25 protein-coding genes are annotated in these 24,790 nt (G+C 64.3%); 19 read left to right on the forward strand and 6 right to left on the reverse strand.

Annotation, left to right across the window (positions count from 1 at the left end; genetic code table 11):
• The first annotated feature begins 1 nt into the window (after position 1).
• The 14 genes from ccmA to MUB52_RS18735 all read left to right on the forward strand — a co-directional run bounded on the left by ccmA (position 2) and on the right by MUB52_RS18735 (position 15,474).
• Positions 2 to 1,087, forward strand: coding sequence for a heme ABC exporter ATP-binding protein CcmA (ccmA, locus tag MUB52_RS18670; protein ID WP_263845673.1), 1,086 nt, complete (start codon positions 2 to 4; stop codon positions 1,085 to 1,087).
• Positions 1,087 to 1,914, forward strand: coding sequence for an ABC transporter permease (locus MUB52_RS18675; RefSeq protein WP_263845674.1), 828 nt, complete (start codon positions 1,087 to 1,089; stop codon positions 1,912 to 1,914). Before ccmA ends, MUB52_RS18675 begins: the two co-directional genes overlap by 1 nt.
• Positions 1,911 to 2,711: an ABC transporter permease gene (locus tag MUB52_RS18680; RefSeq protein WP_263845675.1), complete on the forward strand. Its 801-nt coding sequence runs from the start codon at positions 1,911 to 1,913 to the stop codon at positions 2,709 to 2,711. Before MUB52_RS18675 ends, MUB52_RS18680 begins: the two co-directional genes overlap by 4 nt.
• A complete protein-coding gene (locus tag MUB52_RS18685; RefSeq protein ID WP_263845676.1) occupies positions 2,708 to 3,589 on the forward strand; it encodes a polysaccharide deacetylase family protein in 882 nt (293 codons plus the stop codon). Before MUB52_RS18680 ends, MUB52_RS18685 begins: the two co-directional genes overlap by 4 nt.
• The gene (locus MUB52_RS18690) at positions 3,586 to 4,920 is read left to right on the forward strand and encodes an amidase (RefSeq protein WP_263845677.1); all 1,335 of its coding nucleotides are present in this window, start codon (positions 3,586 to 3,588) and stop codon (positions 4,918 to 4,920) included. The genes MUB52_RS18685 and MUB52_RS18690 overlap by 4 nt, the downstream gene beginning before the upstream one ends.
• Entirely contained in the window at positions 4,920 to 5,663 is a 744-nt protein-coding gene (locus MUB52_RS18695) for an aspartate/glutamate racemase family protein (protein WP_263845678.1), read from the forward strand. Before MUB52_RS18690 ends, MUB52_RS18695 begins: the two co-directional genes overlap by 1 nt.
• Positions 5,660 to 7,057 carry a dihydropyrimidinase gene (gene hydA, locus MUB52_RS18700; RefSeq protein ID WP_263845679.1) on the forward strand — a complete coding sequence of 466 codons (1,398 nt, stop codon included), beginning with the start codon at positions 5,660 to 5,662 and terminating at the stop codon, positions 7,055 to 7,057. Before MUB52_RS18695 ends, hydA begins: the two co-directional genes overlap by 4 nt.
• 30 nt (positions 7,058 to 7,087) lie before the next feature.
• Entirely contained in the window at positions 7,088 to 7,819 is a 732-nt protein-coding gene (locus MUB52_RS18705; protein ID WP_263845680.1) for a maleate cis-trans isomerase family protein, read from the forward strand.
• Positions 7,812 to 8,735, forward strand: a complete 924-nt coding sequence (locus MUB52_RS18710; RefSeq protein ID WP_263845681.1) for a polysaccharide deacetylase family protein — start codon at positions 7,812 to 7,814, stop codon at positions 8,733 to 8,735. Before MUB52_RS18705 ends, MUB52_RS18710 begins: the two co-directional genes overlap by 8 nt.
• Positions 8,732 to 9,763: a TRAP transporter substrate-binding protein gene (locus MUB52_RS18715; RefSeq protein ID WP_263845682.1), complete on the forward strand. Its 1,032-nt coding sequence runs from the start codon at positions 8,732 to 8,734 to the stop codon at positions 9,761 to 9,763. Before MUB52_RS18710 ends, MUB52_RS18715 begins: the two co-directional genes overlap by 4 nt.
• Positions 9,764 to 9,819: 56 nt before the next feature.
• Positions 9,820 to 10,344 (forward strand): TRAP transporter small permease subunit, encoded by a 525-nt coding sequence (locus MUB52_RS18720; RefSeq protein ID WP_263845683.1) that lies wholly within the window; start codon positions 9,820 to 9,822, stop codon positions 10,342 to 10,344.
• Positions 10,341 to 11,642, forward strand: coding sequence for a TRAP transporter large permease (locus MUB52_RS18725; protein ID WP_263845684.1), 1,302 nt, complete (start codon positions 10,341 to 10,343; stop codon positions 11,640 to 11,642). Before MUB52_RS18720 ends, MUB52_RS18725 begins: the two co-directional genes overlap by 4 nt.
• On the forward strand, positions 11,639 to 12,919 hold the full coding sequence (locus MUB52_RS18730) for a hydantoinase/carbamoylase family amidase (RefSeq protein WP_263845685.1): 1,281 nt from the start codon (positions 11,639 to 11,641) through the stop codon (positions 12,917 to 12,919). The genes MUB52_RS18725 and MUB52_RS18730 overlap by 4 nt, the downstream gene beginning before the upstream one ends.
• A gap of 263 nt (positions 12,920 to 13,182) precedes the next feature.
• On the forward strand, positions 13,183 to 15,474 hold the full coding sequence (locus MUB52_RS18735; RefSeq protein ID WP_263845686.1) for a hypothetical protein: 2,292 nt from the start codon (positions 13,183 to 13,185) through the stop codon (positions 15,472 to 15,474).
• A gap of 3 nt (positions 15,475 to 15,477) precedes the next feature.
• Here the strand turns inward: MUB52_RS18735 and MUB52_RS18740 are convergent, their stop codons facing one another.
• Positions 15,478 to 16,251 (reverse strand): hypothetical protein, encoded by a 774-nt coding sequence (locus MUB52_RS18740; protein ID WP_263845687.1) that lies wholly within the window; start codon positions 16,249 to 16,251, stop codon positions 15,478 to 15,480.
• On the opposite strand from MUB52_RS18740, the gene MUB52_RS18745 reads away from it, so the two are divergent.
• A complete protein-coding gene (locus tag MUB52_RS18745) occupies positions 16,252 to 16,737 on the forward strand; it encodes a hypothetical protein (protein WP_263845688.1) in 486 nt (161 codons plus the stop codon).
• Between the two features lie 35 nt (positions 16,738 to 16,772).
• On the opposite strand, the gene MUB52_RS18750 is transcribed toward MUB52_RS18745, so the two are convergent.
• The 4 genes from MUB52_RS18750 to MUB52_RS18765 all read right to left on the reverse strand — a co-directional run bounded on the left by MUB52_RS18750 (position 16,773) and on the right by MUB52_RS18765 (position 20,455).
• The gene (locus MUB52_RS18750) at positions 16,773 to 17,138 is read right to left on the reverse strand and encodes a hypothetical protein (protein ID WP_263845689.1); all 366 of its coding nucleotides are present in this window, start codon (positions 17,136 to 17,138) and stop codon (positions 16,773 to 16,775) included.
• The gene (locus MUB52_RS18755) at positions 17,139 to 17,426 is read right to left on the reverse strand and encodes a hypothetical protein (RefSeq protein WP_263845690.1); all 288 of its coding nucleotides are present in this window, start codon (positions 17,424 to 17,426) and stop codon (positions 17,139 to 17,141) included.
• 660 nt (positions 17,427 to 18,086) lie between these two features.
• Positions 18,087 to 20,030 carry a methyl-accepting chemotaxis protein gene (locus MUB52_RS18760; protein WP_263845691.1) on the reverse strand — a complete coding sequence of 648 codons (1,944 nt, stop codon included), beginning with the start codon at positions 20,028 to 20,030 and terminating at the stop codon, positions 18,087 to 18,089.
• Positions 20,031 to 20,056: 26 nt separating this feature from the next.
• Positions 20,057 to 20,455: a hypothetical protein gene (locus MUB52_RS18765; RefSeq protein WP_263845692.1), complete on the reverse strand. Its 399-nt coding sequence runs from the start codon at positions 20,453 to 20,455 to the stop codon at positions 20,057 to 20,059.
• Positions 20,456 to 21,183: 728 nt separating this feature from the next.
• Between MUB52_RS18765 and MUB52_RS18770 the strand changes: the two genes are divergently transcribed.
• Genes MUB52_RS18770 through MUB52_RS18785 form a run of 4 tightly spaced genes read left to right on the forward strand, consistent with a single transcriptional unit; the run spans position 21,184 to position 24,387 of the window.
• A complete protein-coding gene (locus MUB52_RS18770; RefSeq protein WP_263845693.1) occupies positions 21,184 to 21,546 on the forward strand; it encodes a copper resistance CopC family protein in 363 nt (120 codons plus the stop codon).
• A gap of 7 nt (positions 21,547 to 21,553) precedes the next feature.
• Positions 21,554 to 22,519 (forward strand): copper resistance D family protein, encoded by a 966-nt coding sequence (locus MUB52_RS18775; protein ID WP_263845694.1) that lies wholly within the window; start codon positions 21,554 to 21,556, stop codon positions 22,517 to 22,519.
• Complete coding sequence (locus tag MUB52_RS18780) at positions 22,507 to 23,895, forward strand: multicopper oxidase family protein (protein ID WP_263845695.1); 1,389 nt, start codon at positions 22,507 to 22,509, stop codon at positions 23,893 to 23,895. The genes MUB52_RS18775 and MUB52_RS18780 overlap by 13 nt, the downstream gene beginning before the upstream one ends.
• 42 nt (positions 23,896 to 23,937) lie before the next feature.
• Positions 23,938 to 24,387 (forward strand): DUF411 domain-containing protein, encoded by a 450-nt coding sequence (locus tag MUB52_RS18785; RefSeq protein ID WP_263845696.1) that lies wholly within the window; start codon positions 23,938 to 23,940, stop codon positions 24,385 to 24,387.
• 61 nt (positions 24,388 to 24,448) lie between these two features.
• Here MUB52_RS18785 and MUB52_RS18790 read toward each other — a convergent pair whose 3' ends face one another.
• A complete protein-coding gene (locus tag MUB52_RS18790) occupies positions 24,449 to 24,664 on the reverse strand; it encodes a hypothetical protein (RefSeq protein ID WP_263845709.1) in 216 nt (71 codons plus the stop codon).
• Between the last annotated feature and the right edge of the window lie 126 nt (positions 24,665 to 24,790).

The raw sequence follows: 24,790 nt of genomic DNA on the forward strand, positions 1-24,790 counted from the left end.
CATGCCCCGCTCCGCCGGGCCGGAGCCGGGCGCACACGCCTATCTCGACGTCGTCGACATCAGCAAGGCGTTCAGGGGAACCACCGTAATGTCCGGCATGGACTTCCGCGTGGCGCGGGGAGAGCTTGTCTCCCTTCTCGGCCCCTCCGGCTGCGGCAAGACCACCCTTCTGCGCATCATCGCAGGGCTCACCTCTGCCGATGCAGGTGATGTCGTGCTGGACGGGCGCGCCATCACCAAGGTGCCCGCGCACAAGCGCAACATCTCGGTGGTTTTCCAGAGCTACGCCCTGTTTCCGCACCTCACCGTTGCCGAAAACCTGGCGTTCGGACTGCGGGCGCGTGGCATGGCAAAGGCCCAGACCGGGCCACAGGTGGCCGATGCGCTGGCGCTGGTCCGGATGAGCGACTTTGCCGAGCGGCCGGTCGCGGCCCTGTCCGGCGGGCAGCAACAGCGCGTCGCGGTCGCCCGCGCGCTCATCGTCGATCCGGTGCTTCTGCTGCTCGACGAGCCGTTTTCGGCGCTCGACCGCAAGCTGCGCGAAACGATGCAGGTCGAGCTGAAGTCGCTTCTGCGCGACCGCGGCATGACGGCTGTCTTCGTCACCCACGACCAGGAAGAGGCAATGGGCGTGTCGGATAGGATTGCGGTGATGAACGCCGGCAGGATCGAACAATTCGCCACGCCGTCAGACCTTTACGCGCGTCCTGCCTCGGCCTTCGTCATGGATTTTGTCGGGCTTTCCAGCCGATTGTCCGGCAAAGTTAAAGTATCCGAAGCAGGCGCGCTGCGCATCGAAACACCCTACGGCGAGGTCCGGGCGAAAGGAGCGCTCGCACCCGGCGCCAAGGTGGTGGTCGGCGTCCGGCCTGAACTCATCCGGCGCGAAGCCGGAGAAAACACCGTCCGGGTGGCGCTGGCTGATGCAATGATCCTCGGCGCCAAGACGCATCTCTACGGCGCCAGCACCGGAGACGACCGCCTGCTGTGCGAGCTGCCCGGCATCCAGTCGGGCCTTGAGCGCGGCCAGCAGGTGACCTTTGGCTGGTCGGTCGATGACACGCTGGTCTACGAGGTGGAACGCTGATGCGGCGGCTGGAGCATATCGGGCTGCTCGCCCTGCCCGGCCTCACCTTCCTGGCAGTGATCTTTGCGCTGCCGCTTCTGCTTCTGCTGCTCAAGTCCTTCCAGATCGACGGGCAGGTCTCGATCGCGGAATACCGGCTGTTCTTCAGCGACAGCTACAATCTGACCGTTCTGTGGCGCACGTTGCGGGTCGCGCTTCTGACCACGTTGCTTGCGCTGGTGATCGCCTATCCCACGGCGATCGCCATGTCGCGCGCGCGGGGCATTTGGCTCTCTGTCTTTCTGGTTGCGATGGTGTTGCCGATGTCCGTGGGCGTGGTGGTCAAGGCCTTCGCCTGGTCGATCATCTTCCGCACCCGCGGGGTGCTGAACGACATGCTGATGTCGCTTGGCATCACCGACGCGCCAATCCGCATGCTGTTCACCGAAAGCGCGTTGATCATCGGCGCGGCCAATGTGTTCCTGCCGTTCATGGTGCTGCCGATCTATGCGGTGCTGCGCCAGATGGACGGGCGCTTGCCCGAGGCCGCAGCCTCGCTGGGCGCGACGCCGGTCTTCCGTTTCTTCCACGTCACACTCCCGCTCAGCCTGCCCGGTGTCGTGGCGGGCTGCGCCTTCGTGTTTTCGCTGGCCGTCTCCATGTACGTGATCCCCTCGCTGATCGTGGGAGAGCGGCAGCAGACGCTGTCGATGCTGACCGCGCGCTCCTTTCTCTATCTGCGCAACGAAGCGCTTGGCGCCACCATCTCGTCGATCCTCCTGATCATCGCGATTTCGGTTGTGCTGGGGTCGAGCTGGCTGGCCAACCGGCTGGGGGCGCGGTCATGACCGGGACCGACAGGCTGTTTCTGACCCTGAGCTGGGTGATCGGCATGGGCTGCGTGATCTTCTTGATGCTGCCCATCGTCATCACGGTTGCCGCATCTTTCACGTCATCCTCGGTCTATACGCTGCCGCCGCCGGAATGGTCGCTGCGCTGGTATCAGTCTCTCGAACGTCGCTCGGGTCTATGGGAAGCGGTGACGCTCTCGCTGAACCTGGCCGTGGTCTCCACGCTGATCTCGCTGGTGCTGGGCACACTGGCTGCGGTGGCCGTGACACGCGGCCGATTTCGAGGGCGCGAGGCCATCGCAACCTTCACCGTCTCACCGCTGATGATGCCGGGGCTGGTGGTGGGCGTGGCCCTCTTGCAGTTCTTCCGCGAAATCGGGTTGCGGGACGCCCATTGGTCACTGCTGCTGGGCCATATCGTCATCACCCTGCCCTTCGTGATGCGTACGCTGCTTGCGTCGATGGCCACCTTCGACTTCAGCCTCGTAGATGCAGCCCGGACACTGGGGCTGTCCTATCCCCGCGCCATTCTGAGCGTGCTGATCCCGAACCTCGCCCCGGCCTACCTGACCGGAGGGCTATTCGCTTTCCTTGCGTCGATGGACAACTACCCGATCTCGATCTTCCTGACGGATGCGCGCAACAAGACGCTTCCGATCAAGATGCTGCAGTACCTGGAGGAGCAGCCCGACCCCTCCTTGGCGGCGATCTCGTCGGGGTTGATACTTCTGGCAGTCATCGTCCTTGTCATCGGCTCGCGCACGGTCGGCCTCAACCGGATGATACAGGGATGAGGCGGGACCTGAAGGGATACTTCGGCGCCGAACCGGCACCCTGCTGGCCCGACGGCGCACGGCTTGCCGTGTCTTTCGTGGTCAACGTCGAAGAGGGTGCGGAGCTCTCCATCGCTGACGGCGATGACCGCAACGAGAGCCGCTACGAGGCGATCGAAGAGGTGCGCGGCGTCCCGGACCCCTGCATGGAGAGCCACTTCGGGTACGGTCCCCGGCAGGGATACAAGCGGATCGTCGACGCCTTCGACGCCCATGGCGCCAGGGCGACTTTTTCCACATGCGGCCGGGCCGCCGTGCGCCTGCCTTGGCTCATCAAGGATGCGGTGCGCCGTGGGCATGAGATCTCCTGCCATGGCTGGCGCTGGGAGAGCCATGCCGGCATGGATACCGAGACCGAGCGCAGCGTGATCGCGCGGACCCATGCGACAATTGCCGATATCGCAGGCGTTGCTCCGGTCGGATGGCATACGCGCTCCGCCACCTCGCCGCAAACCCGCGCGCTTCTGATCGAACACGGGCGGTTCGAATACGACAGCAATGCCTATGACGACGACATCCCCTACCTCGAGGGTGCGCATGTTGTCCTGCCTTACGCCTTCGACACCAACGACATGCGGTTTTCACCCGGCGGTGGTTTTGTTCATGCGCATGATTTCTCCAGCTACGTGATCGCCGGGTTCGAGAGGCTCTATGCCGAAGGTGCGAGTGTGGCGCGGATGATGTCGATCGGGCTGCATTTGCGGATCATCGGGCGACCCGCGCGGATCGGCGCGCTGGAGGCAGTGCTGGCGCATATCGCCGCGAAACCCGGCGTCTGGATCGCTCCGCGCCGCGACATTGCGCGCACCTGGGCCCGCCATCACGGAGCGCCGTCATGAGCGCACTTGATCTCACTGCCCGCGATCTGGCCGCTGCTGTGCGCCACGGTGACACAACACCACAATCCGTGGCAGCAGAGGCCCGCGCGCGGGCCGAGGCGCGCAATCCGGCGATCAACGCGATCTGTTTTCTGAACCCCGCCTTCGACGCCGAAGCCGAGGCGGTCGCCACACGCCTCGCCGCCGGCGAGGATCTGCCACTGGCCGGAGTGCCGCTGCTGATCAAGGACAACATCTGGGTGAAGGGCCTGCGCGTCGCGCAGGGCTCGCGCCTCTTTGCGGATCACGTGGCACCCGAGGAGGCCGAAGCCGTCCGCCGCCTGCGGGCTGCCGGCGCGACAATCCTTGGCATCGCGACCTGTTCGGAGTTCGCCTGCAAAGGCGCCACGAATTCGCCACTGCATGGTGTCACCCGCAATCCGGTGAACCTCGAGATGGGCCCAGGCGGGTCCTCGGGCGGGTCGGTCGCTGCGGTCAGGGCCGGCATCGTGCCGCTGGCGCTTGGCACCGATGCAGGCGGATCGAGCCGCAGGCCGCCAGCGCACACCGGGTTGTGCGGCATGAAACCCACGATGGACCTGATCCCCTATGGCCCGAGCTTCGACGAACCGGTCTGGGGGATTTCCGTGATCTGCCCCATCGCACGGGACGTGGGCGACATCGCGCTCGCCATGGAGGTTCTCGCCGGCGTCAAGGCCACTGCACCGGATAGGATCCGCCTCGCGGTCAGTCCCGATTTCGGCACCGGGCAGCTGCTCGAGGCTGACGTTGCCACCTGTTTCGACAGGCTGACGAAAGCGCTCAAGGCAGCGGGTGCGCATATCGAGGATGCGGTTATCGATTGGGGCGGGATCAAGGGGCATGACGTCCTGCCCTTGCAATTCGCGGGGCTTGCTCTGGCCCATGGCGATGTCTGGCGCCGCACACCTGAAATCTTCGACCCGGTGATTGCAGCTCAGATTGAAACCGGGCTGGGCCTGAGCGGGGTCGAGGTGGCCGCGGCCCACCAGATATCGCACCGCATGCGCGAGGCGCTGCGCAGCGCATTGTCACGACACGGCGTGATTGCAACACCCACAACCCCCTGCCCTGCCTGGCCCGCTGAGTTGTCCGCGCCGCAGACCGTCGGCGGCCGGCCTGCAGCGCCACGTGACCACGCGGCCTTCACGCCACAGGTGAACCACGCCGGCGTTGCCGCGATCTCGGTTCCCTGCGGCACCGACAGCACCGGCCTGCCGCTCGGCCTTCAGTTGATCGCCGATGCCGGGTGCGACGGCGCGCTGATCGGGCTTGCGCAAGCGGTGGAGCCGATCCTCAAGAGGTGCGCCTGATGCGAATTCTCCTGGTCAACCCGAACATGACAGACGCGATGACCCGGTCGATGACGCAAGTCGCCCGCGATTTGGCCGGAGAGGACGCCGAAATCGTCCCGCTGACCGCAACGCGCGGCTTCCCGTACATCGCATCGCGCGCCGAGGCGCAGATTTCCGGCGCCAACGTCCTGGAAATGATTTCCGAGCATCACCGGTCGGTCGATGCGGTGATCGTGGCCGCCTTCGGCGACCCTGGGCTCGTGGCCGCGCGCGAGCTCTTCGATCTGCCCGTGGTCGGCATGGCAGAGGCGGCGGTTATGACCGCCGCCATGCTTGGGGAACGGTTCTCGGTGGTGACCTTCTCGCCGCATATGGCGCGCTGGTACACCGATTGCGTGCGGCTCACGGGGCTGGAGCCCCGGTTCACGGGTGTGCGTTGTCCGGCCGAGGCTCCAGCCTCCGTCGACAATGTGGCTGAAACCTTGCGCGACGATCTGGTCGGGCTTGTGGGCGCTGCCACCGCCGAGGACGGCGCGGATGTGGTGATCCTTGGCGGAGCGCCGCTGGCCGGCCTTGCGCAACAGATCTGCGACGACGCGCCGGGCATTCTGATCGACCCGGTCGCTGCGGCGACAGCCCAAGCCATGAGCCTGGTGCGCCTCGCACCGAACTACCGCCGCCGGGTCGGACGCCCCGCCGCCAAATCCTCGTCGGGGCTGAGCCGGTCCCTGTCCACCCTCATTGCCGGAGAGACACCATGACCCATGATCTCGTCATTCGATCCGCGGATGTGGTGACCGCCAGTGGCACCGCACATTGCGATATCGGCGTCAAGGACGGCAAGATCGCCACGCTCGGCACGGGGCTCGCGGCGCGCGAGGTCATCGATGCAACCGGTCTTGTTGCCCTGCCGGGTGGTATCGACAGCCACGTGCACATCTCGCAACCCTCCGGGCCCGGTATCGAGATGGCTGACGACTTCACCACCGGCACGCGGGCCGCGGCCTGTGGCGGCAACACAACCGTGCTGCCGTTTTGCCTGCCCGAGGACGGCGAGACCTTGCGCGACGCGGTGACCGCCTATCGCGGCAAGGCCGAAGGCAATTGCCTGACCGATGTGGCGTTCCACCTGATCGTGAAGGAGACCGATGCGGTCACGCTGGGTCAGGACCTGCCCGCGCTGATCGAGGCGGGTTACACCAGCTTCAAGGTCTTCATGACCTACCAGGGGCTGGCGCTGTCCGATCGCCAGATCCTCGAGGTGATGTCGGTGGCCAAGGCGCATGGCGCGATGGTCATGGTCCACGCCGAGAACGAAGACGCCATCGAGTTTCTCCGCGACCGGGCCGAGCGCGACGGCCAAATCAGCCCGTACCACCACGCGACCACAAGACCGGTTCCGGTGGAACGCGAAGCGACGCACCGTGCGATCTCGTTGGCCGAAATCGCCGGGGTGCCGCTGACCATCGTGCATGTCTCCAACGGCGAAGCGACGGAGGAGATCATGCGGGCGCGTCAGCGCGGCCTGACCGTCTTTGCCGAGACCTGTCCGCAATACATCACGCTGACGGCGGACGACCTTGACCGCGATGGGTTCGACGGCGCGAAATACGTCTGTTCGCCGCCGCCTCGGACCCGCGACGAATGGGACAATATCTGGCGCGGGATCGAACAAGGTGTCTTTGACCTCTTCTCCTCCGATCATTGCCCGTTCCGGTTCGTCGATACCGCCGGCAAGGATGCACCCGGCGCGCGCAAGAGTTTCCGCAACATTCCCAACGGGATACCCGGTGTCGAAACACGGCTGCCCATTCTGTTCTCGGAAGGCGTTGTCAAAGGTCGTCTGTCGCTGGAGCGGTTCGCGGCGCTGACCGCCACCAACCACGCGCGGCTTTATGGCCTCTATCCGACAAAGGGCGCGATCACGGTCGGTGCAGATGCGGATATCGCGCTGTGGAATCCAAAGCTGACCAAACCGATACGCCAGGCCGATCTGCATCACGGCACCGACTACACGCCTTGGGAGGGGTTCCACGTGACCGGTTGGCCGGTCCGCACGATCCTGCGCGGCGTCACGACGATGCTGGACGGCGCACCCGTGGGCGCACCGGGCGGCCAGATCCTGCACCGGGAGGCACCCGATGTCCTGCGCTGAGCCGATACGAGCAAAAGAGCGGGCGGCGCGATGACCATCGAACTCGCAATGACCCGCCTCGGGATGCTCACGCCGTCCTCCAACACCGTGCTGGAGCCGCTCACGGCCGCGATGCTGCAGGAGTTGCCGGATGTCTCTGCGCATTTTGCACGCTTCCGCGTGGTCAAGATTTCCATGGAGGCCGACGCGCTTGGCCAGTTCACCAACGCGCCCATGCTGGAGGCCGCCGATCTTCTGGCCGATGCGCAGGTCCAGTCGATCTGCTGGAACGGCACGTCCTCGGGATGGTTGGGGTTCGATACCGACCTCGCCCTGATCGACGACATCCAGCGCCGGACGGGCATCCCGGCCTGCTCATCGGTCCTTGCGCTCAACGAACTGCTCGAGCGGATGGGCGCGCGGCGGATTGCGCTGGTGACGCCCTACCTGCCGGAGGTTCAGACGCGGATCGTCGAAAACTACGCCTGTGCGGGCTTTGAGGTCGTGGGCGAGCGGCATCTTGACGACCCGGGAAACTATTCCTTCGCCACCTACAGCGAGGCACAGATCCTCGAGATGTGCCGCGCTGTCGCAACCCAAGCACCCGATGCGATTGCGGTCTTCTGTACGAATTTCCGTGGTGCAGGCGTGGCCGAAACCATCGAAGCCGAAACGGGCATCACCGTGCTTGACAGCGTGTCGACCGCACTCTGGAAATCCATGGCCGTCGCGGGCGATGACCCCCGTCGGATCCGTGGCTGGGGGCGCCTCTTCGATGTCTGAGCGCGACCTGATTGGATACGGGGCGACACCGCCCGAGATCGTCTGGCCGAACGGGTCGCGCGTCGCCGTATCGGTCGTTGTGAACTTCGAGGAAGGCGCCGAATGCCAGGTCGGAGACGGCGATCGCACCTCCGAGCGCGTAGGCGAGATTGTCAGTGTTGTGCCGGACGGCCTCCGCGACCAGGGGCAGGAACAGCTCTTCGCCTATGGCAGCCGCGTCGGGCTGTGGCGGTTTCTGAGCGCGCTTGAAAAAACCGAAACACCCGCGACCTTCTACATGTGCGGACGTGCGGTGGCCCGGTCACCCGATCTCGCCCGCGCGATTGTCGACGCGGGGCACGAGGCCGCCTGTCACGGCTGGCTGTGGCAGCCCCACGCCAGCTACACGTGCCCGGAGGAGGAGCGCGGCGATCTCCATCGCGCAACCGAGGCGATCGAGGCCGCGACCGGCCAGCGGCCCTCGGGCTTCTTCTGCCGCGGCTCCGAGAGCCCCTGGACCCGGTCCATGCTGGCCGAGGCAGGATATCTCTACACCTCCAATGCCTTTGACGACGACCTGCCCTACCACGACCCATCGGGCCTGACGGTTGTGCCCTACAATCTCGACACGAACGACATGAAATTCTTTCATCCCAACGGTTTCGTGCGTGCAGCCGAAATGGTGGACTACGTCACAGATGCAGTCGAGCAGCTCTTGCGTGAAGCGGAAGGGGGCCGTTCAGCGACCCTCTCCATCGGGTTTCACCTGCGCATCTGCGGCCGGCCCGCGCGGTTCCCCGCTGTGACCGGGATCCTGGAATATCTGGCGTCACTCGACGGCCAGATCTGGCGGGCGCAACGACATCAGATCGCCCGCCACTTTGCCGCCTCCTCCCGCGCGGCCCAACACCAAACCCAACAAGGAGCAGTGACATGAAGACGACAATCCTCGCGTCGGCCCTGGCCGTCGCTGCGCTGCCCGCCCTGGCTGAGACGGAAATCCGCGCCACCGGGCTCGTTTCGACCCATAAGTTTCACACGGCGCTGGAGCAGGAATTCTACGCCGGCCTCTCGGAGAAGACCGGCATACCGCTTGCGATCAACTTCAACCCGCTCGATGTGGTGGGCGTCGATATGCAGGACACGCTGCGGATGGTGCGCACCGGCGCCTTCGACATCGTTCAAAGCACGGTAGGGGCGGCTGCGCGCGATGACGCGTTTCTCGAAGGGATCGACCTGATCGGCGTCTCGACCGACATGGACCAGCTCGCCGCTGTGGTCGAGGCCTTCCGCCCGGAGCTGGAAAAGCGGGTGGCGGAGAAATTCAACGCCAAGCCGCTGGCCGTCTGGCCCTACGGCCCTCAGGTCTTCTACTGCAATGCCGAGATCGCATCGCTGGATGATTTCGAGGGGCTGAAGATCCGCAGCTACACCGCATCGATGTCCACGCTGATCGAGGCTCTGGGCGCGAGCCCGGTCACGATGAGCTTCAAGGAGGTCTACCCGGCCCTGCAGCGCGGCGTGGTCGATTGCGCCATCACCTCGCCTACGTCCGGCAACACCGGCAATTGGCCCGAGGTCACAACGCACTTCCTGCCACTAGGGATTTCGTGGTCGGTCAATGCGCATTTCATCAATCTCGACACGTGGAACAGCTTCTCGGACGACCAAAAGGCCACGCTCGAGGCCGAATTTGCAGCCTTCGAAGACGCGTTTTGGGATCTCGCGCGCGAGAACAACGGTTGGGCCATTGCCTGCAATACCGGTGGCGAGGATTGCCAGAACTATACACCCTTTGACATGACGCTGGTGGAGGCTTCTGCCGAGGATCAGGCCAAGGTCACTGCCGCCACAATGGAGAAGGTGCTGCCGGACTGGGCGGAAAGCTGCGACGCGGGCTTTGCCGACTGCACCAAGATCTGGAATGCGACGGCCGGCGCTGCGCGCGGCATTGAACTCAACTGAAGCGGTGGCGGGGCGCGCGTCCTCTCCGCGCCCCGCACTCGAAGGGGCGCTCACACATGCGGTTGATCGGAATATTGGGCGGCTATGCCTGTCTGGGGTTGTCGTTCCTGATCGTGATCGAGATCCTCGCGCGCAAGCTCTTCAACGTCTCGCTTCAGGGCGTGGACGAAATCGGCGGCTATGTGGTTGCAATCACCGGCACTTTCGGCATGGCACTTGCAGCGGTTGAACGGGCCCACACCCGGATCGACGTGCTGCTTCTGCGCCTGCCGAAACGCGTGCAGGCGGCACTGAACCTTCTGTCTTACGTCGGACTTGGGATCGGAGCGGCCTTCATGGCCTATATGGGCTGGCGCACCCTGTCCGACAGCCTGCTCTTTGGGTCGGTATCGTCGAGCCCGCTGCAGACACCGCTGTGGCTGCCGCAGTCCCTTTGGCTGGCGGGCCTGGTTGTCTTCGGCCTCTCCGCACTGTGGACAGCGCTGCGCGGCCTTCTCGCCCTGCGCGCAGGGCTCGACGCCGCCAACCGGGTGCTGGCCCCCCCGACCATCGCGGAAGAGATCGAGGAGGCCAAGCGATGATCGATGTGACGGGTGCCGCGATCGGTTTCGCCATCATGCTCGGGCTCATGTTCATCGGCCTGCATGTGGGGATCGCGATGCTGGCGACGGGCGTGCTGGGCGCGCTGGTCTATTTCGGCCCGCCGGTCCTGCTGTCCTTCGGCACCAACCTCTGGTCGGTGATGAACGACTTCCTCCTGACAACGATCCCGCTCTTCGTCCTTCTGGGAGAGCTTCTGCTGCGCGCGGGCATTACCCGTAACATGTACGACAGCCTGTCAGACTGGCTGAGCCGTCTGCCGGGGGGGTTGTTGCACACCAACATCGGCGCCTGCGCGATGTTTTCGGCCGTCTCGGGCTCGTCGGTTGCCACCGCTGCAACCATCGGCACCGTCGCACTCGACGAGTTCAAGCGCCGCGCCTACCATGAGCCCCTGGTCCTAGGCACCATTGCCGCCGGAGCCACCTTGGGCATCCTGATCCCACCGTCGGTGAACCTCATCATCTACGGCGCACTGACCAACACCTCGATCGGACAGCTTTTCGCCGCCGGGATCATTCCGGGCTTGATGCTGACCGTCCTCTTCATGGTGATCATCGCATTGGCCGTGATTCTGCGCCCCGCGCTCGCCGAGCCTGCACTCCCGCCCGCCCCTCGGGCCGAACGTCTGCGGCGGCTGCGCCATCTCCTGCCGCCGCTTGCGATTTTCGTGGTGGTCATGGCGGCCATCTACGGCGGATGGGCAACGCCGACGGAGGCTGCGGCCATCGGCGTCGTGATGGCCTTTGGCCTTGCCTGGGGCAACGGCGCGCTCAGTTTCAGGATGCTGCATTCGGCCTTCATCGCCACGATCAAGACCTCGGCGATGCTGCTCTTCATCATCACGGCGGCCTTCTTTCTCAACTTCATCGTCGGGCTTCTGGGCGTTCCACAGGCAATGAGCCGGGTGATCACCGACCTTGGCCTGACCGCGACAGAGATGATCCTGATCCTGGTGCTGTTCTACCTGGTGATGGGCTGCTTTCTCGAAACGCTGTCGATGATGGTCGGAACGATCCCGGTGGTCATGCCGGTGATCCTGCATCTGGGCATCGATCCCGTCTGGTTCGGCATCTTCCTTGTGATAATGATGGAGCTTGCGCTGATCACCCCGCCGGTCGGCATGAATCTGTACGTGGTGCAAGGGGTGCGCGGGCGCGGGCAGTTGGCGGATGTCTATCGCGGCATCCTTCCCTTCGTGGCGACGATGCTCCTGATGGTCAGCCTCATCATCATCTGGCCCGAGATCGTGATGGTGGTGCCGGAGGCGCTGTATTGACCCCGCTTGCCCGCGCAGAACAGCTCTTTGCCGCCTTGGCGGAGATGAGCGCGGACCCGCCAGGTGTCACCCGCGCAAGCTTTGGCCCCGGTGAGAACGCAGCCCACGCGATCATCCGGCGCGAGGCGGTGTCGCTCGGCTTTGAGACCTGCACCGATGAGATCGGCCATCTCTACGTCACCCTGCCCGGATCAGATCGCACCCTGCCGGTCCTGATGACCGGCTCGCATCTCGACAGCGTGCCGCATGGCGGCAACTTCGACGGCGCTGCGGGCGTGTTGGCCGGGCTCGTCCTGCTGGAACGCCTTGCGGGTGGGGGCCCGCCGCCCTGCGACGTCACGCTGATGGCGATCCGGGCCGAAGAGATGATCTGGTTCCCCGAGCACTACCTCGGCAGCCGCGCCGCGTTCGGTCTTCTGCCCCGCGATACGCCGGACCGGCTTCGGCGGAGCGACAGCGACCGCACGCTCGCCAATCATATGACAGAGGCCGGCTTTGACGCCCAGGCCATTCGGGAAGGGCGCCCGCAGCTCGACCCGGCACGGATCGGCGCTTTCCTCGAAACCCACATCGAACAGGGGCCGGTGCTGGTCGAGGCCGGGTGTCCGGTGGGGATTGTCCGTGCGATCCGGGGCAACATCCGCCATCGATACTGCCGGATCGACGGGGAAACGACCCATGCGGGCGGCGTTCCGCGCCAAAGCCGCCGTGATGCGGTTTTGGCCGGGGTGGAGCTGGTCTCGGCGCTCGAAGCCCATTGGCTGGAGGTCGAAGAGAGCGGAAAGGACATGGTGCTGACACTCGGCGAATTCTCCACCGATCCGACCACGCACGGCATTACAAAGGTGCCCGGTCGTCTGACCTTCACCATCGATGTGCGCAGTCAGGACGACGCGGTGCTCGATCGCTTCGAACAGGATCTGCAGACACGCGCCGCGGAGATCGCGCAGAAACGCGGCGTGCACATCGACCTTGGCCATCATACCCAGGCAGTGGCCGCGCCGATGTCGACCGAGATACAGCAGAGCCTCCGGGCCGCAGCACAATCCTGCGGGGTGCCGCATATGGACCTGGCCTCTGGCGGAGGTCATGACTGCGCGACTTTCGCGAGCCAAGGCATTCCTTCGGGCATGCTCTTCATCCGCAACCGGAACGGCAGCCACAACCCGGACGAACACATGGATTTCGAAGATTTCGCCGCGGCCTGCGATGTGCTTTTTGCGTGGGCAAGGGACTATCTGTCTCGCCTGCGGACGGACCTGCCAGCCCCTGATTGAGCGGGACGACAGATGCAGGTCTCCGCCGCCATGCCATGACTGATGAGTTGCATCACGTGACCGACGCCAAATCTCATCTCGTTAGACAGTTGCATCACCGGCGCCGGCGTTTCATTGTTGGCACGTATATTCTCTTGGGGGCTTTGCCTGAATTGATCCGATCGTTGTGTTTTGCCGGTTTGATCATCGTCTTCGTGGCGGCGTCGAGCGACCGACTTGACGCGCGCGAGCTGGCGGTCTTGAGCGACGGAACAGCGCGGGTGATGGTTGACAACTCAGACTGCCGGACCACGCAAACCTTCAGGGTCGAGAGCAATGACGCAACCTTCTTCGAGGCACGCCTGCATGATCTGGGCGGGTTGTTCTCCGCAGCGCTGCGCAACGCATATGCCGCCTGCCCCAAGCTGGGCGACGTGCGCGTCAAAGGATACGCCGGAGAGGTGCACCTGCTCTCGGCCCGGGCCAAGGGGACGGACAATTGGCGCCTGGTGCTCGAAGTGCCAGAGCTCAACAAGGTCGCGGCGCGGATCCCCGAGAAGATCGACGGCCTGGAGAAACTGCCGAAGCTCTTGGAGATGTTTGCGCCCTTCCGGGAGGTTCCCGGCATCGCCCAGACCACCGGCTACAGCTTGTTCGCGCAAACCGGGCAAACCACGGTCACACAGTTGGCGTTCGCGGACGTCACGCGATTTCAGCGCTTTGTCGAAAGCTTGCTGACCGAGAAACCGCGTCAGGCCGCACAGGCGGAGGTCGAGAAGGTTTTGGAGGTCGTCTCGGCCTACAACACGCCAGGGGCAAACATGCTGCGAGCCCGGTTCGATGTGCTGGCCGATGCGTTCGCTGCCTCGCAGATGACCAGTGCCGTGGCAGACATACTCAACGCCTCGACGCAAATCCCGGAGGCGGTCAAACGTGTCAGCGCCCAGGTCGAGAAGTGGGATCCCCCGCCATCGCTTGCTGCGCAGACCGACGGCCAATTGGCGCGGTGGCTCGACCAAAAGATTGAAACGCATGAACAGGCCCATCCCGGCAGCTATCTAGATGACCTCCGGGCGCATCTGGAGTTTGTGCGCGTGCTGGAAACGCATGCCCCGCATTCCGCTTTGCCCCAAACCGGGGAGATGCTCGAGACGGCAGCCTTCTGGTTTGATGATTTCGCCAACGAGGCTCTGTCCCAGCACGAACAGCAGGCGGTGGCCCTGATCGACGAGGCCGGCACAGGCTATCTGGATGTAGACCTCGTGATTGAAACCGGTCTGTCCTTGAGCAAGGAGTTTGCGAACTTCGGCTTTGAAGAAGAAGCCGAAGCGCTGGTGTCGCACGCCGCGACACGGGCCGAAAGCTTGATCGAGGACGGTCGGCCCGGGTTCCGCGCCGCACTGGATCAGCGTCAGATGACGCTTGACACCATTGCAGAGCTGGAGGAGCAAGCGCTCCTCTTCGATGCGCTTTCGGCAGATTTTCCAGGCTTTGAGGGCTATGCGCAAGACATCGAAGCGGCCATTGATAGCGGCCGGGTCCGCGCCTGCCGCGCCCTCGCGGCGAAGGTACAGACATCGCAGACGGCCCCGCCCCGCTTTGCAATCGCGGGTGAGGAAACCACGCTCACCGACTTGTCATGCGCGCTTTATGCGAACAACCACGTGTTGGCCGCCTTCGATCTGCGCCGCAATGGCACGGGGCAGATCGATATCGATACGCGCGACGGGCCGCGCCTCAGCCATGCCCTTGTGACATCCGAAACCGGTGCGCTGGTGGGCGCCGAAGAGCGCTGGCATGGTGACCTCAGCGCCCTCGTCATCCGCCCGCCGACAGGCGCACCGGACCGAAACGGCATAACCGAATGCGACCAATGGGCCGGAGATCCGGCGGATCCTGCCCAGCCGACGCAAGGCGTCGATCTGGAGCGTGTTTCGGCCGAGTATGACTTCGACCGCGCCCTCGATGCCTGTATCGCGGCGGTAGAGTTCGCGCCCGATGCACCCCGACAAGCCTTTCAGTTGGCGCGCGTGCTCGAGTTTCTGGGCGACGCGGACAGTGCACAGCATTACGTCGCCGTGGCGAGCGCCGCCGATTATGCACCCGCACAGCATCTTCAGGCCATGTTCCATCTGACCTATCGCGAAGATGACGATGCGTTCTTCGATGCAAGCGACCTCTTCAAGGCGGCGGCAGCGCGGGGCTACGGCCCGTCAAAGGCAGAGTTGAAGGACCTTGTGCCGGCTGGAGTGGAGCTTTACCGCGACATTCCCGAACCGACGGATCGGGACATGCTGAACGCCTTTGGCACAAAGCAATGCGAGGGGGTGCAAGGCTTTGCCCATGCCTGCGTCCACCGCAATGGCGTGGCGCGCAAGAGCTGCTTTCAGACCAGCGCCGACGCGTTCTCCTGCGAGGTCGTATTCCGGCAACGCTGCGAGTTCAGCTCGTTCCGGGACCCTCTGATGGACCTCTTCACCGGCATGATCAACGCCTCCTGCCCGTCCAGAAGCGACACGATGTTCCTGAAGTTCACCAAGACATCCTCAGGCTGGCGCGCCCGCAAAGAGTTTTGACGCTTACTTGCCTTTGATGTGGTTCAATGGGCTGCGGATAAAGAGATTGTTCATGTCATAGACGTTCCCGCCTTTCCGGAGTTCCTGAACATGATCCAACTCGTATCGCTGTCGCTTGCCAACTTGCTGATTCTTAGGTGCAAATGGCGCTTTTCCCGCGGCCATGCGCTGCTGATTGCCGACGCTGAATTGGGCGCGAAGGGCCTTGTCCTTGTGGACCTCTTTCCAGAATTCGCGTCGAAAGTGATCAAAGTTCGTGAACTGCCGACCCTGCATCTTTTCTGCTATCTGCAACGGGACCTTCCCCGCGGTTCCTTGCCCCTTCAGCCATGTCTCCCCCGCCTTGATCCTTGGCAACTCTCCGCTGTGGCTTGCCGTGCCAGGAGCTGCGCGACGATCTTTGCCCGGACCGGCTAGAAGCAGTTGCCCCTTTCTTGGTTGATCCAGCTTCGCCTTCTTGAGCGCTTCTTCGCTCTTTCTCTTGCGGAACTCCTGAACTTTCTGCTGGGCGATGCGTTGGCGTTGCTGGCTGGCGGCAGCTTGATCGGCTTGGCGCTGCGCCGGTACCTTGGGGCTGGTTGTGCTGCGCAACTGGCCAAGTCGGGCGGAGGCTTCCGCTTGACGGCTGCGCAACGCATGTGACGTCGTCGCCCTGGTTCCCTGGCGCATCAGAAGCGCAAGAGACTGGGTCTTTTGCGCCTCCTTGCGGTCCTTGTCCTGCTTGTCCTTGATCCGTGTCCTCTGGCGCAGTTCCTGCAGCCGCTTGGTTCGCTGCAATTGCAGCGCCTGATTTCGGGCGATCCGGGTGTTCTGCTGCGCCTGCTGGCGCGCGACCTGCTGTCGTTGCGCCTGCTGGCGCTGTATCTCCTGCTGGCGTTTTTGCTGCTGCAGGCGCCGTTGCTCGGCCACCTGACGCCGCTGTGCCTGCAGCTGTTGCTGGCGCTGCTGCATCTGGCGCTGCCGCTGCTGCATCGCCTGCTGCTGCTGGCGCCGCTGTTCCTGCATGCGCCGCTGCTGTTCCATCTGGCGCTGTTGCTGCAATTGGCGCTGCTGCTGCATCCGCTGCTGCTGCATCATCTGCTGCTGGCGTTGCTGCTGAAGGATCCAATTGCTGGACTGCGCGTGCGGTGCCGCGGGCCAACCGGTGACGCCCAAAGCAAAAACAACAAGATATACAAAAATCAGACGCATGAAATCGCAGCTCAAACTCCGACGTATCCTAGAACCGCGGCAATGACCCTGACAAGTGCTTCGTGGTGGTGAACCACGCAAACTGGCGCGCTGCGTCGATCGTGAACTCATAGAAGAGGTCGGCTGCGCCAGCCATGGCGGTGCGCTGTGAAGGATCTCGCGGTCGCCAAGGACAGCGGCTCCTGCCCGCCCCCCAGCGATTGGTCCCGAAGGCGGGCCGGCGTCGGTGTCGATCCCGCAGGTTCGCAGGACATGACCGGATCCTGAACCTCTCCGAGACGCGTCCACATCGTGTCCGGCGTGTGACTCTGGAAGGTCCGATGTCGGTCGAATTGGCCAAAGGCGGCCGGCGTGGAGCGCAGGTCAAATGACGTCACCTCGCCGCGCTCGGCGTAAAAGGTCAGAAGCATCGGGCCCTCGTCGTCCACGACACACCCCATATCTCCGGCCACGTCCCCCATGTCGAAGAACATTTAGTCCGCCCAATTCGGCGCGCGGATCACGTGGATGACACCCGGCCGTCCGATGAGGCCCGTCCCGCCGGGGCCGCTGACCTGGACCCCGCCGTCGGTCAGGTAAGCCGTCGCCTTCGAGCACATGCGCAAGCGCCGCCTTGGCGCATCGGTCACCTGCGCGCTCAGCGCCCTGCCTGCGTCCAAGGCACCATGGTCGGCCCCGGTCAGGATCGACAGCGTCAGCCTGCAGGTCTGCCCCCGTGCCATCGTGGGGTACAATCGAGTGAAAGAGATGAAGCGTGTCATTCGCGCACCCTTCGCAGCACAAAGGTGAAATCGGATGGCGCGGCGGTCGCCGTCGTCGCACTCGCGTGACACCCCCGGCAGCTGCACTCGCAGTCCGTCTGCAGATACGTTTCCATGGCGACACTGGACAGAAACCGCGGAAGCTCTCCGTGTTCGAGGGAGGTGCTGATGTTGACGCTGCCCATTGGGCGGAGATGAGCACGTAGCGCTGAAGGGGCGTATCCTGCAGGGCCTGGTGCTATCGCGCGGGCCACAAATGGCCGTGCGAGAATGATCCGCCGCCTGGCTCAGGCCAGCTTTTGCCGTCAAGGTGATGTTCAAGACGCCTGCGCGTGTGGCTTGCGAAACCCGGCAACGCGCAAGACGGAAGACCTGGCCCTTTTGCGCTCACCTTGTTTTCCCGTTCGCTCGGGTTCCATCATGGACAATCTGCATCGATCATGTCGGCCATGAGGGTGCGGGCCGACACGAGGCCCTTCGGCCGTGCGCCGACACTCGATAGGGGCCCGCCAGCCTCAATACCGAACGAACCAAGTTGTTCGAGTGCGGAACCGCCGGGGAATGCCACGAACTGAGGAGCACCTTGAGGTCGGACAGCGACCGGGCCGGATGAATGAGTTTAGTCCGGCCAAGGAACGCTCTTACTGGGCGCTGTTCGGCTCAGGCCGCAGTCTGCTGTCCGCTCTCTGGCCGACCCGAAGCCGTTTTGAATTGATAAACCAAGGTCTTCATCTCAGAGGTGATGGCCGCCACCGAAGAGATCACCGCCACCATTTCTTCGTTCATCGCGGCGTTCTGCTGCGTGGTCGAATCAACGCCCGAGATTGCCTGCGAGATTTCCCGGGCGCCCACGGATTGCTCGGAGGTGCTGTGACTGATGTCATCAATGTAGGTGGCGATTTCCTTCACGGACGCAGCCATCGCTGACAACGACTCGCTGGTATCGCCCACGAGATCGACGCCGCGCGTGACCTGCTCGGAACTCTTGGAGATCAGCGTCTGTATCTTCCCGGCGGCCTCGGCGCATCGTTGCGCAAGCGCCCGAACTTCGGACGCCACGACCGAGAAGCCTTGGCCCGCTGCGCCAGCTCTCGCGGCCTCCACCCCTGCATTGAGGGCCAGCAGATTTGTCTGAAAGCTGATGTCATTGATGATGGAGACGGACTCGGCAATGTCTTCTGACACCGTCTTGATTTCGTCCATTGCCTGAACCATGTGCCCGACCACCTGATCGGTGCGCTCGGTCCGCTTGAGTATGTCGGCGACGCGCTCATTCGTGAGCTTGGCGTTCTCAGCGGACCTATTGGTCGCCTCGGCGAAGCTGGTGACTGCCGAAGCGGTCTCCGAGAGGTTCGCTGCCGCGGTCTCGGTCCGTTGGGCAAGCTCGCCGGAGGCGCTCTCAAGTTCCGTGGCGTTTGATTGCAGCTCGTCCGCATGACCGGCCACCTTCATGATCGCCTGGCGGAAGCTTTCCGTCATCGCGTTTGTATTCTGCTTCAGCGTATGCAGCTCGCCGCGGTACGCGCCGGCCATCTGCTGGGTGAGATCTCCGTCCGACAGCCCCTGAATGACGTGCGAGAGCTCGGAGATCACGTTCTCGAAATTCGAGAGGAGCCGATCCACGAGCACGCGCAACTCGCCTTCTTCCTCTGTCTCACCACGACCGAGCCGAGCGGAGCAGTCACCGTCTTCGGCACGCGTCAGGACAACTTGCAAGTCATTCATCAGCGCTGCTGCACGGTTCGACTGCTCTTCGGCCTTCTGCCGTGCCGCTGTTTGCTCCGCCTCGCGTTCCTTCCGCCGAAGCTTGTCTTCCGCTGCCCGTTTCGCACGTTCCTTCTCGGCGGTCTCGCGCGCGGCTTTCTCTTCCTGCTCCAACTGATGGCGCCGTTCCGTGGATTTCTGGAAAAGCTCAAGGGCCGAGACCACTTCCGCGAACTCACGCGTCCCGGTATCGGGCATTTTCTCGGGGGCGGTCTCCTTCGCAATGGGGGAGATAGCCTTCAAGGACACCTCAAGCGGTTTTTTGACAAGAAACCGAAGCACGACCGTGCAGGCAATCATGAGGACCGCAAGAATGACAATGGTTCCGAAACCCAATTCCATGATGACAGACGAGACACTGCTGGAAATCGCTGCCGTTCCCCAGACGAGGCCGAGTTCTCCAACGAGCTGCCGATCCGCGCCCGCACCGAGGAAGATCGGAGCCTGAACAACGAGATAGCGCCCGTCCCAGGAGGCAATGGACTCTGCTCCCAGAACCGGGTTGGGAATCGCCCGCAGCGCGTCATCGGACACACCGTCGGTCTGGCGCACGGCGACCTCGGTGCCTTCAGCGTGGGTCACCCGCAGCGCGACGATCTCCATATACTCACTTGCGATCGCTGCGTCGATCGTCGGGGCAATCATGGACTCGCGTTTCAGGCGGGTCCCCGCGTTAATCTGGTTGGCCAGATAGTTCGTCAGCATGATGCTGGACCGTTCGAACTCCCTGGTCTGGCTGGTCTCAAAAAGGCGCGCCGAAAAGAAAAGAAGCCCGAGAAGACAGACTGCAAGCACCAGACAGATGGCGGCAGTGGTTTTTCCGATCAGGCTCTTGAACATCTGCGGCGGCCTCTTGCGGGGTTTGGTTAGCGGCAGACCATGACGATGACTTCGCCAGGTGTGGCCCATTCCGAATGGCACTGGTACGTGTATTCGGCTTCGGTATCGTAGTGGTACCATTCCAGCTGCGCGTCTGTGGACGCATCGGCTGCTGCCACGATCCGCGGCCACATCGGTTCACCGGTGAGATCCTCGATCTCGGCATAGGACGAGGCAATCAGTTCCGGTTCGCGGTTGTCGGCCACGATGATCGACTGCTCGAATACATGGATCCCCATCGGAGAGGCCGCGAAGGGTTGGGCGGGGTCGTGCATCGCGGCAATACCGGCGTCCAGTCCGTTCGAGCGAATGATATCCGACATGGATCCGGCAATGGATTGCGCTTCCTCGATCGAACCGAAGTCGCTGGATGCAGCCACGGGCATGGCGAATGCGACGACAGTGTGGGTGTTCGCATGTTTAGATCATCCTCCTAGAGCAACTCGGAATCGCATGGCGTCAAATACCTCAGAGAATCTTATTGTGTTCCGCAGTCAGCGCAGGCGCTCGGCCGCGCTGACTGCGGAGGGCACAGGTGATGAGACCGAAGTCCGGTTGAGCCGGTTGCTCTGTGTTCACATGCGTGGCAGGCGCGGAAATCGATCCAGTTTCAGTCGGTTATTGGGTCGTTTCTCTGTGAAGCTATGCTGCGGAAACCCTGTTGCAGAAGGCTGCGAAGGCGGTCGGTCCGTACGCCGCCGAACTGCGGGCGCTGCGATGATACGATCAAAGTCTGCCCATGATTTGACCACTGCTTTTACCGCAAAACCCAGTGATCCAGAGACACGGAATCAACCGGCTTCCGCTCGTGGCATGCCATCGTAAGCACTCTCGTTCTGGCGGAAACGCCTGGCGGACACCGCCGTACCTCTGGGCGAAATACAATTCCTTGCTCCCGCCCCCGTGCCGCGTTTCGCCTCCGCCTCAAGGCCCGGCCGCCGGTGATCAGGTTGGTCTCGGGCGCCGGTCATCTCCGTCCGCCGCAATGGCGCCGCCGATCCGATGGCGCTAGGGTCGACGCACAATCCGGTATTGACCTTCCAGTTGCTGGACGTCGTATCGCATACATACACAGATGTTGATGCGCAGGCATTGGCAATGGAAAGGGACGATCATGACCGCTGGTAATCAGCTCCTCGCGGCCTGCCTTGCAGGGTGCATTATCGCCGGCTCCGGCGCAGCACTGGCGCACTCCAAGAAGGAGTCGACGATGCCGGCGGATGGCGCCGTCTTGGATGCCGCACCGTCGGTCATTGCGATGACCTTCGATCAACCAATGCGCCTGACGCTGATCCGGCTGGTGACGAGCGACGGCGCTGAAGTTGAGCTGACACGCACCGACGGCATGGCACCGCTCACGGAATTCGAGGCGGCGCCGGCCGAGATGGGCCCCGGCGCATACACCATCGAATGGCGCGGGCTGGCAAGCGACGGCCATCCGATGGACGGCAGTTTTTCCTTCCGGATCGTGGAGTGACGGCGGCATGATCTCTGCGCTTGCCTCGGCTGACGCTCAGATCTGGCTCGCCATTCTGGTGAAAACGGTCGCTTATCTCGCGACCCTCGTCGCGGCGGGAAGCGTCGTTATCTATCTGACGCTCGGCGCGCTGACCGAGCAGGGCCGTTCATCGCTGCGCCGGATAGCGGCTGTTGCAGCCCTGGCGGCCGCGGGGCTGAGCCTGCTGCGCATTCCACTTCGGGCGAGCTTCCTGATGGGCGGAACGGTCGAGGGCGCAGTCGACCCGATGATGCTCCGGATCGTGGCCGAGAGCCCCTTGGGGGCGAGTGTGATCGTCAGGCTTGGCGGCCTTGCCCTTATTCTCGCCGTCTTCCTGCCGGGCCGGGGCGCACGGTGGGTGGCGCTTGCGGGGGCTCTGGTGACCTGCGCCTCCTTCGCTCTCCGTGGCCATACGCTCGGCGAGCCCCGGCTCCTGCTTGGGGCGCTGGTGACGGTTCATGCCATCGGGCTGGCCTTCTGGATCGGCGCTTTCGCGCCGCTTACGCGCGCGGTCCGCTGCGACCCCCCCGCAGTAGCCGGCGCGCTCGTACATGAATTCGGAGCGAAGGCGCTCTGGGTCGTGGCGACGCTTGTGGCGGCGGGGGCCCTGACGCTTGTCCTGCTGGGTGCCGCGACGCCGGCGGCCCTTGCCACGCCCTATGGCCAGGCGTTCCTGATCAAGCTCGGGCTCTTTGCGGGCGTGCTCGCCCTGGCGGGGCTGAACAAGACACGGCTGACACCGGCGTTGCAAGCCGCGGCACCCGACGCTGCGCGTCGCCTCCGGCGATCCATCGGGATGGAAAGCGTCCTCGTCTTGGCGGTTCTGGCAACGACCGCGGCCCTCACGACGCTGACATCGCCGCCTTCTGAACAGGCGCGCAGCGCATCGCAGACGACACCGACGCACGACTCTGCCATACATGTTTCAGGAGATCTCTCATGGCCCTCGTGACCCGCCGCCAGTTCCACCACGCGCTCCTCGGCAGCGCAGCGAGCCTGTGCGTCCCACGGCTTGGCTGGGCCGAGACGGCAGCAGATCTGGTGGCGCGCCCCGGGCGGGTCCGCCTTGCGCCAGCCGACTATCCGGAAACGGAGGTCTGGGCCTATGGCGGCGCGGTGCCAGGCGCGACCATCCGACTGCCCCAGGGCGAACGGGTCTCACGACGCTTCGTGAACAAATTGCCGCAGGCGTCAAGCGTGCACTGGCACGGGGTTCGGCTCGAAAACGCGATGGACGGCGTGCCCGGGCTGACCCAGCAGGTGGTCGAACCGGGTGCCGACTTCCTTTACGATTTCACAGCCCCCGACGCCGGCACCTACTGGTATCACCCACACAACCGCAGCTGGGAGCAGATGGCGCGCGGGCTCTACGGTGCGCTCGTCATCGAGGAAGCCGAAGCGGCGCCCCAGGTCGATGTCGATGAGGTGTTGCTCCTCGACGACTGGCGCCTGACCGATGAGGCGCAGATCGCAGATGATTTCGGCAATCTGCACGACTGGTCGCATGCCGGGCGGATCGGCAACTGGATCACCGTGAACGGAGATGGGGCCTGGTCGCGCGAGGTGCAGCGCCACGAGCGGCTGCGTCTGAGGCTGGTGAACACCGCAAATGCGCGGATTTTCTCGCTGGAGACCCGCGGGCTCGATGGCTGGATCGTTGCGCTCGACGGCATGCCGCTCGAGACGCCGCAGCGGCTTGAGCGTCTGGCGCTCGCCCCCGCCCAACGTGCCGACCTGATCGTCGATGTTACCGCCGAGGACGGCGGAGAGGGTCTGCTCATCAGCTTCGAACGCGACGGCGGCTATGTCATCGCGGGCTTTCCGGTAGTCGGCACAGCCCGGGGCGAACGGCTCCCGGACCCGGCTCGGCTGCCGCCGAACCCGGTGGCCGCGCTCGGGCCGCTCGCACAAGCCCGGCGCGCGGAGCTTCTGATGGAGGGCGGCGCCATGGGCGGCATGCGGGGCGCCATGATGGGGGGCCAGATGACCCGCCCGCGCGAGATGGCGGCGGCCGGCAAGGTCTGGGCCATGGGCGGCATGGCGGATATGGCAGCGACGCCGCTGATCGAGGCGGACCGGGGAGAGACGATCCGCATCGCCATCACGAACGACACCGCCTGGCCGCATGCCATGCACCTGCACGGCCACCATTTCAGGCAGATCAGCTCGGAGGGTGCGGCAGGCCCCTTGCGCGACACCCTTCTGATGGTGCGCGGCGAGACAGCCGAGATCGCCTTTGTGGCCGAGAACCCCGGTGACTGGCTTTTGCATTGCCACATGCTTGAGCATTCGGCGGGCGGCATGATGACCTGGCTGCGCGTGGCCTGACTAGTCCCGGCGCAGAACCACGAGAACTAAGGGAGAGACGAGATGAACCGCCGACACTTTATCACAACAGCGCTTGGGGCGCTGATCGTGGCTCGCCCCGGTCGGGCGGCATCGCCGCGCATCGACGTCTACAAATCTCCGACCTGCGGGTGCTGCTCTGCCTGGGTCGAGCACATGGCGCGGGCCGGCTTTGCGGTGGACACCCGGGACGTCGATCAGGATACGCTCTACGCGCTCAAGGCTCAGACCGGTATCACGCCGGAACTGGCCTCTTGCCACACGGCCTTTGTCGCGGGCTACGTGATCGAGGGCCACGTGCCGGCCAGCGATGTCACGCGCCTGCTCGCCGAACGGCCGGACGCGCTCGGCCTCGCGGTCCTGGGCATGCCGATCGGCTCTCCGGGCATGGAGATGGGCGATGAGCGGGAGGCCTTCGCGACGATGCTGATCCTGCGCGGCGGCGGCACGGACACGTTCCAGCGGCACCTTTGACGCGCCGCGCTCCAGCCCAGCGGCGAGATGCGGGTCTCGCCCGCTGAATCTGAGCTCACAGCTACGCTCTCCAATACGGATGACGATCATCCAGGACGACGGGATGCGCGTGCCGACGCTCGCGCTTACGGTGCCGATGATCGAGCGGCAGAGTGTCGTGCGTGTGCTCGAGCACCTCGGGGTCTTCTTTTGGCCAGAGGCGCACGGCCGCCAGAACACCAGCGCCTGCCAGCGCGGCCAGGCAGCCGCGTGCGGCAAGCGGCCCAACCCGCGTCATCAGCCATCCGGACAGGGGGCAGCTCACCAGCCGGCAGCTGTGGCCGAGCGCGAATTGGGCCACGACGCGCGCCGGGCGATCCTCCGCATAAGCGGAGCGAGCGGCGCAAGAGCCGGCCGGACGGCG

This window comes from Roseobacter sinensis (genome assembly GCF_025755255.1).
GTDB lineage: Bacteria > Pseudomonadota > Alphaproteobacteria > Rhodobacterales > Rhodobacteraceae > Roseobacter > Roseobacter sinensis.